General features: G+C 62.1%; 9 protein-coding genes. 7 read left to right on the forward strand and 2 right to left on the reverse strand.

What is annotated here, in order from left to right; genetic code table 11:
- Window positions 1-187: 187 nt before the first annotated feature.
- Entirely contained in the window at window positions 188-4,243 is a 4,056-nt protein-coding gene (locus tag QE360_RS18990) for a calcium-binding protein (protein WP_309704410.1), read from the forward strand.
- Window positions 4,244-4,397: 154 nt separating this feature from the next.
- Here the strand turns inward: QE360_RS18990 and QE360_RS18995 are convergent, their stop codons facing one another.
- Both QE360_RS18995 and QE360_RS19000 read right to left on the reverse strand, forming a co-directional pair.
- Window positions 4,398-6,359, reverse strand: coding sequence for a nucleoside-diphosphate sugar epimerase/dehydratase (locus QE360_RS18995; RefSeq protein WP_309704412.1), 1,962 nt, complete (start codon window positions 6,357-6,359; stop codon window positions 4,398-4,400).
- Between the two features lie 48 nt (window positions 6,360-6,407).
- Window positions 6,408-6,968, reverse strand: a complete 561-nt coding sequence (locus QE360_RS19000) for a sugar transferase (protein WP_279333295.1) — start codon at window positions 6,966-6,968, stop codon at window positions 6,408-6,410.
- Window positions 6,969-7,065: 97 nt separating this feature from the next.
- Here QE360_RS19000 and QE360_RS19005 point away from each other — a divergent pair, with 97 nt between their 5' ends.
- The 6 genes from QE360_RS19005 to QE360_RS19030 all read left to right on the forward strand — a co-directional run bounded on the left by QE360_RS19005 (window position 7,066) and on the right by QE360_RS19030 (window position 14,222).
- Window positions 7,066-7,923 carry an NAD(P)-dependent oxidoreductase gene (locus QE360_RS19005; RefSeq protein ID WP_279333293.1) on the forward strand — a complete coding sequence of 286 codons (858 nt, stop codon included), beginning with the start codon at window positions 7,066-7,068 and terminating at the stop codon, window positions 7,921-7,923.
- Between the two features lie 21 nt (window positions 7,924-7,944).
- The gene (locus tag QE360_RS19010) at window positions 7,945-9,174 is read left to right on the forward strand and encodes a glycosyltransferase family 4 protein (RefSeq protein ID WP_309704415.1); all 1,230 of its coding nucleotides are present in this window, start codon (window positions 7,945-7,947) and stop codon (window positions 9,172-9,174) included.
- The gene (locus QE360_RS19015; protein WP_309704418.1) at window positions 9,171-10,463 is read left to right on the forward strand and encodes a hypothetical protein; all 1,293 of its coding nucleotides are present in this window, start codon (window positions 9,171-9,173) and stop codon (window positions 10,461-10,463) included. Before QE360_RS19010 ends, QE360_RS19015 begins: the two co-directional genes overlap by 4 nt.
- A 71-nt stretch (window positions 10,464-10,534) precedes the next feature.
- A complete protein-coding gene (locus tag QE360_RS19020; protein WP_279333288.1) occupies window positions 10,535-11,803 on the forward strand; it encodes a flippase in 1,269 nt (422 codons plus the stop codon).
- 98 nt (window positions 11,804-11,901) lie between these two features.
- A complete protein-coding gene (locus QE360_RS19025) occupies window positions 11,902-12,873 on the forward strand; it encodes a hypothetical protein (RefSeq protein ID WP_309704420.1) in 972 nt (323 codons plus the stop codon).
- A gap of 5 nt (window positions 12,874-12,878) precedes the next feature.
- Window positions 12,879-14,222 carry a hypothetical protein gene (locus QE360_RS19030; RefSeq protein ID WP_309704422.1) on the forward strand — a complete coding sequence of 448 codons (1,344 nt, stop codon included), beginning with the start codon at window positions 12,879-12,881 and terminating at the stop codon, window positions 14,220-14,222.
- The last annotated feature ends 2 nt before the right edge of the window (window positions 14,223-14,224 follow it).

Below are 14,224 nucleotides of genomic sequence, written 5' to 3' on the forward strand. Positions count from 1 at the left end.
TTTCTCACAAAGAATGGACCAGTCCGGAGGGCTCAGGTCACCTCGATCCAGACTGCCATAGTCGATGGACCACTCAGAAGGGGGCAACTCATAGGACTGATAAGATATTGCCGTTCCAAAACAAGTATGAACTATATGGCCATAGCCTTGCATTCTGCCGGGGCAGCAAAATATGTTGAGGACTGGTATGCCGATACTGAGCGGGACAGCTGGCGCAGATATCCTGGACGGTTCTTCTGATGCCGACACGATTTACGGTCTGGGCGGCAATGACACGATCGATGGCAAGGCCGGCAACGACACGATCGATGCCGGTGCGGGCAATGACGCGATCGAGGGCGGGACCGGCGACGATGTGATCGACGGTGGCGACGGCGATGACCGGATCAACGATGCCGGGGGCTCGGACACGCTGCGCGGCGGGGCCGGTGCCGATTATATCTTCATCAGCCGCAGCGACAACGGCACGACCGAGAATCTGCGGATCGAGGGCGGGACCGGCAACGACCAGCTCGTCTATCAGAATTACCGGTCGGGCACGCTGACCGCCGATCTTGGTGATGGCGATGATAGCATTCGGTTGCTGACCATCCAGTCGGATGGCATCCGGCTGACGCTGGGCAGCGGACGCGACGTGGTCACGCTGGAATCCAGCCTGACCTATGCCACGTCGGGGCTGCTCAGGATCACCGACTTCGCGGCCGGCGCGGCGGGCGACAGTTTAGACTGGGCAAGCTATCTCAACACGACGCTGGCCGGCTGGGACGGCAGCAGCAACCCCTTCGGCAGCAGCGGCTATGCACGCCTGGTGCAGTCGGGCGCGGACACGCTGCTCCAGATCGATCGCAACGGGACGACCAGCGGGGCGAACTACGCCACCCTCGCCGTGCTCGAGAATGTCACGGCATCGCAGCTCGTCGCCGCCAATTTCGGGGGCTTCGCGCCGGACGGCAGCCCTCTGCAGGGCCAGACCCTGACCGGAACCGCGAATGCGGATACGCTGACAGGCACTGGCGGCGCCGACACGATTTACGGTCTGGGCGGCAATGACACGATCGACGGCAAGGCCGGCAACGACACGATCGATGCCGGTGCGGGCAATGACGCGATCGAGGGCGGGACCGGCGACGATGTGATCGACGGTGGCGACGGCGATGACCGGATCAACGATGCCGGGGGCTCGGACACGCTGCGCGGCGGGGCCGGTGCCGATTATATCTTCATCAGCCGCAGCGACAACGGCACGACCGAGAATCTGCGGATCGAGGGCGGGACCGGCAACGACCAGCTCGTCTATCAGAATTACCGGTCGGGCACGCTGACCGCCGATCTTGGTGATGGCGATGATAGCATTCGGTTGCTGACCATCCAGTCGGATGGCATCCGGCTGACGCTGGGCAGCGGACGCGACGTGGTCACGCTGGAATCCAGCCTGACCTATGCCACGTCGGGGCTGCTCAGGATCACCGACTTCGCGGCCGGCGCGGCGGGCGACAGTTTAGACTGGGCAAGCTATCTCAACACGACGCTGGCCGGCTGGGACGGCAGCAGCAACCCCTTCGGCAGCAGCGGCTATGCACGCCTGGTGCAGTCGGGCGCGGACACGCTGCTCCAGATCGATCGCAACGGGACGACCAGCGGGGCGAACTACGCCACCCTCGCCGTGCTCGAGAATGTCACGGCATCGCAGCTCGTCGCCGCCAATTTCGGGGGCTTCGCGCCGGACGGCAGCCCTCTGCAGGGCCAGACCCTGACCGGAACCGCGAATGCGGATACGCTGACAGGCACTGGCGGCGCCGACACGATTTACGGTCTGGGCGGCAATGACACGATCGACGGCAAGGCCGGCAACGACACGATCGATGCCGGTGCGGGCAATGACGCGATCGAGGGCGGGACCGGCGACGATGTGATCGACGGTGGCGACGGCGATGACCGGATCAACGATGCCGGGGGCTCGGACACGCTGCGCGGCGGGGCCGGTGCCGATTATATCTTCATCAGCCGCAGCGACAACGGCACGACCGAGAATCTGCGGATCGAGGGCGGGACCGGCAACGACCAGCTCGTCTATCAGAATTACCGGTCGGGCACGCTGACCGCCGATCTTGGTGATGGCGATGATAGCATTCGGTTGCTGACCATCCAGTCGGATGGCATCCGGCTGACGCTGGGCAGCGGACGCGACGTGGTCACGCTGGAATCCAGCCTGACCTATGCCACGTCGGGGCTGCTCAGGATCACCGACTTCGCGGCCGGCGCGGCGGGCGACAGTTTAGACTGGGCAAGCTATCTCAACACGACGCTGGCCGGCTGGGACGGCAGCAGCAACCCCTTCGGCAGCAGCGGCTATGCACGCCTGGTGCAGTCGGGCGCGGACACGCTGCTCCAGATCGATCGCAACGGGACGACCAGCGGGGCGAACTACGCCACCCTCGCCGTGCTCGAGAATGTCACGGCATCGCAGCTCGTCGCCGCCAATTTCGAGGGCTTCGCAGCGCTTGGCGTCGCATTTTTAGGAACGTCGAATAGCGATAGGTTGACCGGGACAGACGGCAGCGACAGCATTTATGGCTTTGACGGCGACGACACCTTGGTCGGCGGGGCCGGCAATGATGGTCTTATCGGCGGAACGGGCAATGACACCTATTTCGTCGATGCGGGTGACACCGTCTATGAAAGCGTCGGCCAGGGCTATGACACGGTCGCGGCGAGCGTCAGCTATATCCTGAACGCGGGCGCCTCGGTGGAACTGCTCACGACCGGCTGGATCGACGGCACGGCCGCCATCAACCTGACCGGCAATGAACTCGCCAATCAGATATGGGGCAATAACGGGTCCAACGTCCTGAGCGGGGACGATGGCGACGATGCCCTGTTCGGCTTCGGTGGCAGCGACACGCTGATCGGCGGGGCCGGCAACGACGCGATATTCGGTGGCGAGGGCGCCGATGTCGCGATCGGCGGCCTGGGCAATGACACCATATATGTCGATGATGCGGGCGATACGGTGGTTGAGCGGGCGGGTGAAGGTTATGATACCGTTGCTGCCGGCTTCGACTATAAGCTGAACGCCGATGCGGACGTCGAACTGCTCACCACCGGATGGATCGGCGGAACTGCAGCGATCGCGCTGACCGGCAGCGACTCTGCCAATGAAATCTGGGGCAACAATGGTGCCAACATCCTGAACGGTGGAGCCGGCAACGATGTCCTGCTGGGCTTTGACGGCGACGACACCCTGGTCGGCGGGGCCGGCAATGATGGTCTTATCGGCGGAACGGGCAATGACACCTATTTCGTCGATGCGGGTGACACCGTCTATGAAAGCGTCGGCCAGGGCTATGACACGGTCGCGGCGAGCGTCAGCTATATCCTGAACGCGGGCGCCTCGGTGGAACTGCTCACGACCGGCTGGATCGACGGCACGGCCGCCATCAACCTGACCGGCAATGAACTCGCCAATCAGATATGGGGCAATAACGGGTCCAACGTCCTGAGCGGGGACGATGGCGACGATGCCCTGTTCGGCTTCGGTGGCAGCGACACGCTGATCGGCGGGGCCGGCAACGACGCGATATTCGGTGGCGAGGGCGCCGATGTCGCGATCGGCGGCCTGGGCAATGACACCATATATGTCGATGATGCGGGCGATACGGTGGTTGAGCGGGCGGGTGAAGGTTATGATACCGTTGCTGCCGGCTTCGACTATAAGCTGAACGCCGATGCGGACGTCGAACTGCTCACCACCGGATGGATCGGCGGAACTGCAGCGATCGCGCTGACCGGCAGCGACTCTGCCAATGAAATCTGGGGCAACAACGGTGCCAACATCCTAAACGGCGGGGCCGGCAACGATGTCCTGGTGGGCTTTGACGGCGACGATACCTTGGTCGGCGGGGCCGGCAATGATGGTCTTATCGGCGGATCAGGCAATGACACCTATCTTTTCGATACCGCGCTCGGGCGTTCCAATATCGATACGATCTATGGCTTCACATCCGGTCAAGACCGCGTCGCACTGGATCGCAAGATTTTCGAAGGATTGAACGTCGGCACGCTTTCAGCGTCCGCTTTTGCCGTCGGGACGTCGGCGTCCGATGCCGACGATCGGATTATCTATAATCCTGCCACAGGGGCACTTTTGTTCGACGCCGATGGGAGTGGATCGGGGTCGGCATATCAGTTCGCGATCTTCGACGGCAATTCGACACTATCCGCCAATGATTTCTTTGTGATTTGATCGAATGCGATCCAGACTGGTTTCGATCAGTCTGGATCGCGGCAAACAAAGCTGCCCATCTTCCGGTCGGCATCCGGCCATCTGGGACAACCGCCGAACCGGCGAATGGCGAGTTCGGCGTCGGCCGTCGCAAGGTCAACTTTCGCCATGGCGCTCAACAGGGGGGCAATCCGGCCTTGTTCTCTTCCTGGCGAAGGGTGACGAAATCGACGAGCGGACTGGTAGGGCTGAACTCCACGACCAGTTTCAGTAGCAATTCGCGTGCAGCCTCCGAGTCTCCACATTCGATCATCTGCTGAAGCTCCGCGACTGCGTCGCGCAATATGTTCCAGTCGATAAAGGGTTCGTTTGCACGCAGGATGCGCGCATGCCCCGAAGGACTGGGGCTGTTGCCGATCAACAACTCCTCATACAGTTTTTCACCCGGCCGCAGCCCGACATACTCGATGGCGATATCGCCATCGACCGACCCTTCCTCTCGGACACGCAGCCCGGACAGCTCGATCATCGAACGGGCAAGGTCGACGATCCGCACTGGATCGCCCATATCGAGCACGAACACATCGCCCCCCTGCGCCATCGCACCGGCCTGGATCACAAGCTGCGCGGCTTCGGGAATAGTCATGAAATAGCGTGTAATCTCGGGATCGGTAATCGTGATGGGTCCGCCCGCGGCAATCTGACTGCGGAACAGTGGAACAACCGACCCGCTCGATCCCAGGACATTGCCGAACCGTACCATGCAAAATTGTCCGGCCGTCCCATCGGCATGGAGCGCCTGGATGATGATTTCGGCAAGTCGCTTCGTCGCGCCCATCACATTGGTCGGCCGAACCGCCTTGTCCGTGCTGATGAGAACGAAGCTCGCGACACCATGCACGCGTGCCGCGGTGGCGACATTCAGCGTGCCGAGAACATTGTTGGCAAGCCCTTCGAGAATATTATGCTCGACCAGCGGCACATGCTTATAAGCCGCAGCGTGATAGATGGTATAGGGCCGCCACGTCGCGATGATCTCATCGATCCTGCGGTAATCGCGCACGGTCGCCAGCAACGGAACCAGGTGATGGACGTTTGCCGTGCCCGCAGCCATGCTGCGGAGCAATTCCTGGTGGATCGCGTAGAGATTATATTCGCTGGAATCGACGATAAGAAGAATTTCCGGCGACAGGCGTGCGATCTGTCGGCAGATCTCGCTGCCAATCGACCCGCCAGCGCCCGTCACCAACACGACCTTGCCGGTGATGTTCCGCTGTAGAAGCCCCTGATCTGGCGGGATCGGAGCGCGACCGAGCAGGTCCTCGATCTCGAGCTCCTTGAGGTCGCTGAAGGATACGCTGCCGGTTGCCAGCTGATCGACGCCGGGAACGGCGCGGACGTGCATGCCGGACCGTTTCAGTTGGGTGATGATCTCGTTCCGGCGGGCACGGCTTGCCTTGTTGATGGCCAGCAGGACGTCGGTCGCCCCCTTGCGATCACGCAGGAGATCGATTTCGGTCGGCGAATAGACCCTCTGGCCGTTGATGGTCGCCTTCCACAATGAACGATCGTCGTCCACAAAGCCGAGGACATGGACCTGGCCGCTGAGCTGAAGAGCCGATGCGACCTGTCTGCCCGAAAAACCGGCGCCGTAGATCAACACGCGCGGCATGTTCTTGGCCATGCTTCGGCCGGCGTCGCCGCTGCGATAGCTGTACCCCAGCCATCCACCGGCGGTCGCACGAAATCCCACGACCAACAACAGCAAGACGATCGGCTGCAACAACCCAAGCGTTCGTGGCACGCCCGGAATGCCGATATAGGTATAGATCAGGAAATAAGGGATCGAATAAATCGCCACCGCTTTCGTGATCGTCAGCATCGCGGCATTGCCCGTATAACGGAAAATAGCACGATACAGCCCAAGGACGATGAAGATCGGCAGGGCGAGCAAGATGGCGGTGACGACCGCGTAGGCCGTGGGACCGAAAAGCGGGGCCCACTCGTTCGTCCGCAGATAATAAGCGATATGAACACTTGCGGCGCAGAGCAATGCGTCACCGGCCAGCACGATTAGCTTCTTGGCGGGGCGCGGCAAGGCAAGAATACGCTCGGAAACCGATACAGCCACGGTCACATTATCCTAACAAATACATATAGCTTCGTTCGATTTCCACCTGAACGATCAATGTGTAACGCTTTTATCACCCAGAAGCCTTGCGGCCGTCTTCAGGATTATGGTCATGTCCATCACCAGAGAGTGCCGCTCCAGATATTCGCGGTCATAGGCGACCTTGACCGGGATAGGCAGTTCATCGCGTCCGTTGATCTGCGCCCATCCGGTAATCCCGGGGCGCAGCGCGTTGACACCGGCCTCCTCGCGCAAAGAGATCAGGTCGTCCTGATTGAACAAGGCGGGACGCGGCCCGACAAAGCTCATGTCTCCACGAAGCACGCTCCACAGTTGCGGGATTTCGTCCAGGCTTGTCCGGCGTAGGAAACCGCCAATCGGGGTCAGAGCCGCACGGGCGTCCTTCATCAGATGGGTGGCCAGCGCCGGCGTACCGACACGCATGGTCCGAAACTTGGGCATGCGGAAGATGCGTCCGTCCCGGCCGACACGATCGGACCAGTAGAGAGCCGGACCAGCGGACGTCCAGCGGACTGCAATCGCGATTACCAAGGCGATCGGCATCAAAACAATCGCCGTCATGATTGCCAAAATTAGATCGATGGTCCGTTTCACGATGGCTCCTGCCCCCTAATCCCCATCGCGCAATATTCGGTCGCGCAGTTCAGGGAAAGGGCTGTTATTACGCCAATGTCCGCCTATAGCGGCGAGGATGAGGCCGAATGCGGAAATCTTGGTGATTGGTGGCGGCAGCCGGATTGCCGCCCTTCTTGCCGATCATCTGGGTGACCGGGCTGCATGCGTCACGCGTAGGCCCACAGGTCGCGACGACGATATCCTTGTTGCCGATTATGCCGATGTCCCGCCGACATGCTTTGCGGGCCGGCGATGTGTCGTCAACTGCGTCGGCACCAGCGAGGGTGATGCGGCGACCCTTGAGCAGGTCAATGTCACCACCCCGCTCGCGATCGCCCGCGCCGCAAGAGATGCCGGTGTGCGGCACATGATCCATATTTCCTCTTTTTCGGTCTATGGGGGGGCGCGGACGATCGATCGGACGACCGCCGAGCGGCCGACCGGGGATTATGGCCGGTCCAAGCTCGCCGCGGATCGCGCACTCCGCGATCTCGCGACGCCCGATTTCGACGTGACGCTTCTGCGCCTCCCCTTGGTTTATGGCGGGCGGACGCGAGGGAAGCTCGAACAATTGATCGGCCTGTGGTCGCGCCTGGGTATTTTGCCGGTTCCAGCGGCCGATGTGCGACGCGCCATGATCGGTGTCGACCTCTCGGCGCAGGTGGTGCTCCAGCTTATCGACGCGCCGGAGACCCATGTGGTGCTTGCGGCGGATCCGTCCCCGTTCACCTATTCCGGCGTCGTTCAGGTGCGCCCCGGACTTCGCCGCCTGCCGCTCGGACAGGCCGTGACCAGGCTGGTCGAACGCCTTGCCCCTGGTATCGGCAGCCGCCTCTTCGCCGACAGCGCGTTGGCGGATAGGGACAATGCCGCCATACGCTATGGCCTGTCGTCGCGATTATATCGTGATATTGCGGCGATCGCCCCCCTCTGACCGAATGATGCGAGCGAGCCGATGCCTAAGCCACGCCTGTGGGTCGTGTCCGAACTCTACTATCCCGAACAGACATCGACTGGCTATTTCCTGACCGAGATTGCCGAAGGCCTGGCCGATGTGTTCGATGTGCAGGTCATCTGCGGCAAGCCGAGCTATAGCGAACGGGGCATCGCCGTCGTCCGTACCGAAGAGCGGCATGGGACGGTCATCCACCGGATGCGCGCCACCCATTTCAATAAGGATCGGCTCATACTGCGGGCCGTCAATGCGTTGACGCTGGCGGTTGCCGCCTCCGTCTTCGCCCTTGTGCGGTTACGACGCGGCGACCGGATGCTGATCGTCACCAACCCGCCTACCTTGCCGCCCATCTTGGCGTTGATCGCCCGGCTGCGCGGCGTTCGCAGCTATCTGCTGGTGCATGACGTCTATCCCGAAGTGCTGGCGGCTACGGGCATGATGAAGCCCAGCGGGACCGCGTGGCGCATCGCGGGGGCATTCTTTAATCGCACGCTGGGCTGGTTCGACCGGATCGTGGTCCTCGGACGCGACATGCAGTCGCTGATCGATCGCAAGGTCGCTGCGGGCCATGGTCGCGCGGCGACGACCATCATCCCAAATTGGGGCGACGTCGACGAAATCCGTCCCATCGCCCGCGCCGAGAATCCCTTTGCGATCGAACATGGGCTGGTTGACCGCTTCGTCATTCAGTTTTCGGGCAATATTGGTCGAACCCACGATGTCGAACTGCTTCTGGACGTCGCGCGGCGTGTCGAGGACCTGTCGCATGTCGTGTTCCTTTTCGTCGGCTATGGCGGGCAGGCGGGGACGGTCGCGGCGCGCGGGGGCGCGAACCTGCGCTATCTGCCGCGGCAACCGCGCGAACGGTTGAATGCGATGCTTGCCTGTTCCGATGCGACGGTCATCGCGTTCAAGCCCGCGATGAACGGGGTATCGGTGCCGAGCCGCATGTACAATGTGATGGCCGCTGGCGTGCCGATCGTCGCGATCGCCGACGCCGATGCCGAACTGTCGCGCACCGTGGTCGAGAACGACGCGGGGTGGCAGCTTGCGTCGGGCGATGCCGATGGCCTCGAGGCACTGATCCGCCGCCTGGCCGGACCGGATGGACGTGCCGAGGCAGCGGCCCGCGGTTTGGACGCGCGTCGCGCGCTCGAACCCCGATACACCTTGCCGCGCATCGTCGCGCAATATCGCGCGCTCCTGTCCGACCCGCAGGCCGGCGCATGAGCGAACTCGTTCGGCGACAGATACTGGGCGGGCTGCTTGCCGGATCGGTCTCGGCCTCGACCGCGACTGGTCCCGGGACGTCCGGCAAGGCTGCGTCCCGTCCCTGGTTGGAACTGCTCGCCGCCAGTGCGACGTCGGTGCTGGACTTTATTCCCGAACGACTCCACGCCGCGATCCGTGCCGAGCGCTGCGGCGAAGATCTGGCGCCGTATATCAATGCCGCGGTCCGCGCCGTGCTGGCACAACCGAGCGGGGGGACGCTGTTCTTTCCGCGTGGCGCCTATCCCGTCAGCGAAATCGATGCGACGAACAGTGATCCCGCGCAATTTTCCAAGGCGCTCTCGATCGTCGGTGAGGGTCGCTTTGCCACGTCGATCCGTCCGGCGGGACCAGGGGCGGTCCTGCTGAATGCCGCTGGACGCAACAACATGATGGTCCAGTCGATCCAATTCCTGTCGGCCGACCATGAATCGCAGGCCGCCATCTATCTGTGCCGTACCGAGGCCAGCCCAAACTGTAACGGCAATCGCTTCTTCGACGTCCTGATCAGCGGCAATTACCGCGTCGCCTCGGTCGTCTCGATCGCGGCGGAAAGTACGTCCTGGACGATGTCGCGCTTCGAGAATGTCAACACGGCATCGCGCCATTGCTGCTTTGCGACGTCCAACCGGCCTCAAGCCGTTCCGGTGCGCACCCGCGCGACGCTTCGCCCGGTCGCCAGTTCCAATACCGACAATGTCATGGCGGACTGTGAATTCTACGCCCCCTTCCCCATGGCGGCCCCGCTGCTGTTCGCCGGATCGGCCGCCTATGTGATGCAAGGCTGCACGGTCATCACGGGCGAGGCGAACGGGTCGCGGCTGGCAACCTATCGGCCCGACGGCACCGTCTTCAACGGCCCCGTCACCTGGAATGCACCGCATTTTGAGGTTTTCGGGCGCGACAACATCGTCCACTTCCTCGATGCGCCCGCCAATGTGTCCTATTTCCGTTCGATCAATTCTTTCGGGGGCAACTATGTCGTCGGCGATGGCACGACGCTGCTCGGCTATGATCGAAGCGGCAACCGGCAACCCGTGTTGATGGCATCGACCTGGGCGGTCCCGTCTGTGCCCTGGAATGTCCACGATATCCGGTTCGAGACATTCGGCCTGTCCCAGGCGGCGATCGATTTCCGGCTCGGGGACGATGTCGGCGCGGTCGATATTACCGGCTATGCAGCCGATTCCCGGATAACGGCCGCGCGGAGAACCATCGCGCGTTTCGTCACAAATCCGGGCACCCCCTGAACGATGTCGTCCTGTCGAACCACAATTTCCGGCGTGCGGTACGACCCGCTACGCAAGCATGGAGCATACCCTTGAGCAGGCGTCGTATCGTTGCAGTCAACGCCGGGTGGCTGGTCTCCGACCGCGTGTTCAGGCTGGGCATCAGTTTCGTTGTCGGCATTCTTATTGCCCGCCACCTGGGACCGGACCGGTTCGGTCTGCTCAGTCTTGGCCAGATGCTGCTGACGATGGTGATGCCGCTTGCGACCTTCGGCTTGCCCGATATCCTGGTGCGCGAATTCGCCAAGGCCGAGCGTTCACCCGCCGTGGTGCTCGCCACGGCCTTGCGATTGCGAATGCTTCTGGCGATCGTGTCGCTGGTCGTGATGACGCTCCTCGCCTTCATTCTGCGAGGCAGCGATTCCACGACGCTCCTCGTGGTGATTGCATACGGCCTGTCCTTCATTCCCCAGGCATTTGACACGGTCGAAAGCCGCTTTCAGTCGCTCAATCGGGTCGGTGCGATCTCGACCATGCGGATGATCAGCACCGGCGTTTTCGGGCTGATCCGCGTCGCGGCGGTCATGCTGGATTTCGACGTCATAACCTTTGCGGCACTTTTCTCGCTGGAAATCGCGTTCGTGTATACGCTGGCCTGGTTCCAGGGGCGGCGTTACGACCTGGAACTCGATCTTGGCGCATGGGACCGGGACGAGTCGCGCTTCCTGCTGCGCGAAAGCTTTCCGCTCGCCCTGCGGCTGCTGACCATCGGCATCTATATGCGTGTCGATCAATTCGCGATCGCATCCCTGTTGGGTGATCGCGATCTCGGCGTCTATTCGGTGGCGACGCGGATTTCGGAACTCTGGTATTTCGTGCCCGTGTCGATCATCGCGGCCGCGATGCCCAGCCTGACCCAGCAATATCAGGTCTCGCTGGAACAATATGAACGCAGTCTCGGCCGCCTGCTGCGGCTGTTGATCCTGATGTCAGTCCCTGCGGCGCTCTTCATCTCGCTCTTCTCGGGTTTCATTCTGAATATCCTCTTCGGACCGGCCTATGCCGCCGCTGCGCTACCGTTGTCGATCCAGGTGTGGGCGGGGGTATTCGTGGCGATGGGGGTCGGCGCGAACCCGTGGTTCATCAATACCGGCCATATTCGCTATGGCCTGTATCAGGCCGTGGCAGGAGCCATTGTCGGGATCGTCTTCAACCTGCTGCTCATACCGCGCTATGGCCTGGTCGGGGCATCGATGTCGCTAGTGGCAAGTCAGGCGGTATCTGCCGTATTGCTGAATGCGGTGTTCGGGCGTACCCGGTCCTTGTTCCTGTTGCAGGCGAAGGCATTCATTCTGCGCTGACCCAAGAGGAGCGGGCGCTAGGCGGTTGGCGAACCGAGAACGCTTGTGGCACGGGGGCAGCGGCCCCTTGCCGGACATGACTGATGAAGGCCGTCTTGATGCGAAGCGCGATACTGCTGATAACCTTCAACCGCCCGGAACCCACGAAGCGGGTGATCGAGGCACTGCGAGGCGCCCGTCCGTCCAGGATCTATATCGCCTCCGACGGACCGCGCGCCGGGCGTGCCGACGACGTCGCCAACATTGCCGCCGTACGGGCGCTGGCCGCGACGATCGACTGGGGATGCGAGGTCAAGACGCTGTTCCGCGAACGGAATGTGGGATGTCGCGAAGGACCGGCCAGCGCCATCGACTGGTTCTTCTCGCACGAAAGCGAAGGCATCATCCTCGAAGACGACTGCCTGCCTGCGGAAAGCTTCTTTCAATATTGCGATGAGCTGCTCGAGCGGTTCCGCGATGACGAACGGGTGGCGCAGATCTGCGGTTCGGCATTCGTGCCGTCGCCCGTACCCGACCGGGATTACTGGTTTTCCAAATATGCCGATATTTGGGGCTGGGCGACCTGGCGCCGCGCATGGTCGCAGGTCGATCTCGACATGGTGGACTGGCCGGCGTGGCGCGATCGGGGCGAGCTGGCCCGCCTGCCCGGTGCCACCCCTGCGTTTATCGACTATTGGACTCATCTTTTCGATGTCACCTATGACGGGCGGCTGGCGGATTGCTGGGATTTCCAGTGGATGCTGACCTGTTGGCAGCGTGGATGGTTGAGCATCGTGCCGAGGGTGTCGCAGATCACCAATATCGGCTTCGACGGCGATGCCACGCACACATCGGGCTATGACCGGCTGAACCCAGCCGTCCGGACGCCTTCGGGCACGCTGACATTCCCGCTGCGTCACAATGACGATGTCCGCACCTATCCCGCGGCCGAACGCGCGCATGGCCGCATCCGCTATTCGCTGAGCGCCGCATCGGAGGGTGCCGCGCGGGCGAGGCGGATACCGATCCTGGGCAATGCCCTGGTCGCTTCGGTCAAGATGTTGCGCGCCATGATCGCAAAGCGGAGCTGAAGGCTGTGTTGCTGCTGCTGGTCATCGTCCTGGGCGCTCTGCTGGCTCTCTTGTGGAGCTGGGGCGGGCCGGTGCGTTCGCTGCTGATCGCATGGCTGGTGTGCCTTGCTCCGACCGCCTTCGGGATGGTCAGCTACGACTATCTGGTTTTCACCGGAAATGATTATCTGTTCGTGATCGCGGCTTCGATCGGTGCGTTTCTCATCGGTGCGGCCATGGTCCACCTACGCCCCAATCGCTATGCAGAACCGCGTGCGGCAAGTCTGGTCCAGATCGATTTCGCGGCGGATTATGCTCGCTGGCGGCGGATCGGTACGTGGTGCCTGCCCATTGCGGCCATATCGATCATCATGACCGCCCTGAACATCGTGACCAGCGGTCTCGACCTGTCCAACCTAGCGGCGGTGCGCGCCGACGTTATCGACATGACCGGGGCCACGGTCTGGGCGCGGATCGCGGCGGTCACCACATGGGCGTGCTTCCTGTGTCTTGGGCTGGGCATTTATTTCCGCAGCGAGATGGGGCCGTGGCGCGCGGCGCTATACATGTCGATGGCATCCGGCATCTTTCTGAACATGTTGTCGCTTGCCGGGCGCAATGCCGTGCTCCAGCTCATTCTTTTCTGCCTTGCGCTGGAGGCGACACGCACTTCCCGTCGCCGCGCGGCCGGCTTGGGCAATGCGTCGAGTCTGTCGACCCGCCTGGCGATCGGGAGCGCCGGGGCCTTCTACATGCTGTTCATTACGCTCAATCGTTCCAGCGATGGCAGCGCGGGCGATCGCAACGCTACCTTGTACCGCTTGTTCAACGCCAACCTGTCTCCGAAACTGGACGCCGCGCTCGACTATGTTCCGTTCCTGAAATCGACGATCGTCGAATTCATTCTGTACGTCACCCATACCGCGCCGCTATTCGCCATCTCGATGCGGGTCGATTTCGGCCGCCATTTCTATGGCATCTTCTCCTTCCCCTTTCTCCTGCGACAGCTGGAGCCCATTTTCGGCCATAGCGTCGCGGCCGCGCTCGACCTCAAACGGCTTTATATCCAGAGCGCCGGCGTGATCGGATTTGGCTGGACGACGGCACTGTCCAGCTTCATCATGGACTTCGGCTATACCGGCTGCATCGTGGTGATGTTCATACAGGGCTTCAGCAGCCAATATATTTGGCGCATTACACGCGCTGGCGGAAACTTCGCCTTCGTCATGATGAATGTCCTGATGATCATCAGCGCCGCCTTCATCCCGTTTTTGCCGTTCTTTTCCGATACCGGCCAGTTCCTGTTGATGATCGCGCTGCTGGCCTTCGCCTATGCGCTGCGCAACAAGACGGCGGGCGCGCAGGGCTGACG

Source organism: Sphingomonas sp. SORGH_AS_0789 (assembly GCF_031453055.1).
GTDB lineage: Bacteria > Pseudomonadota > Alphaproteobacteria > Sphingomonadales > Sphingomonadaceae > Sphingomonas.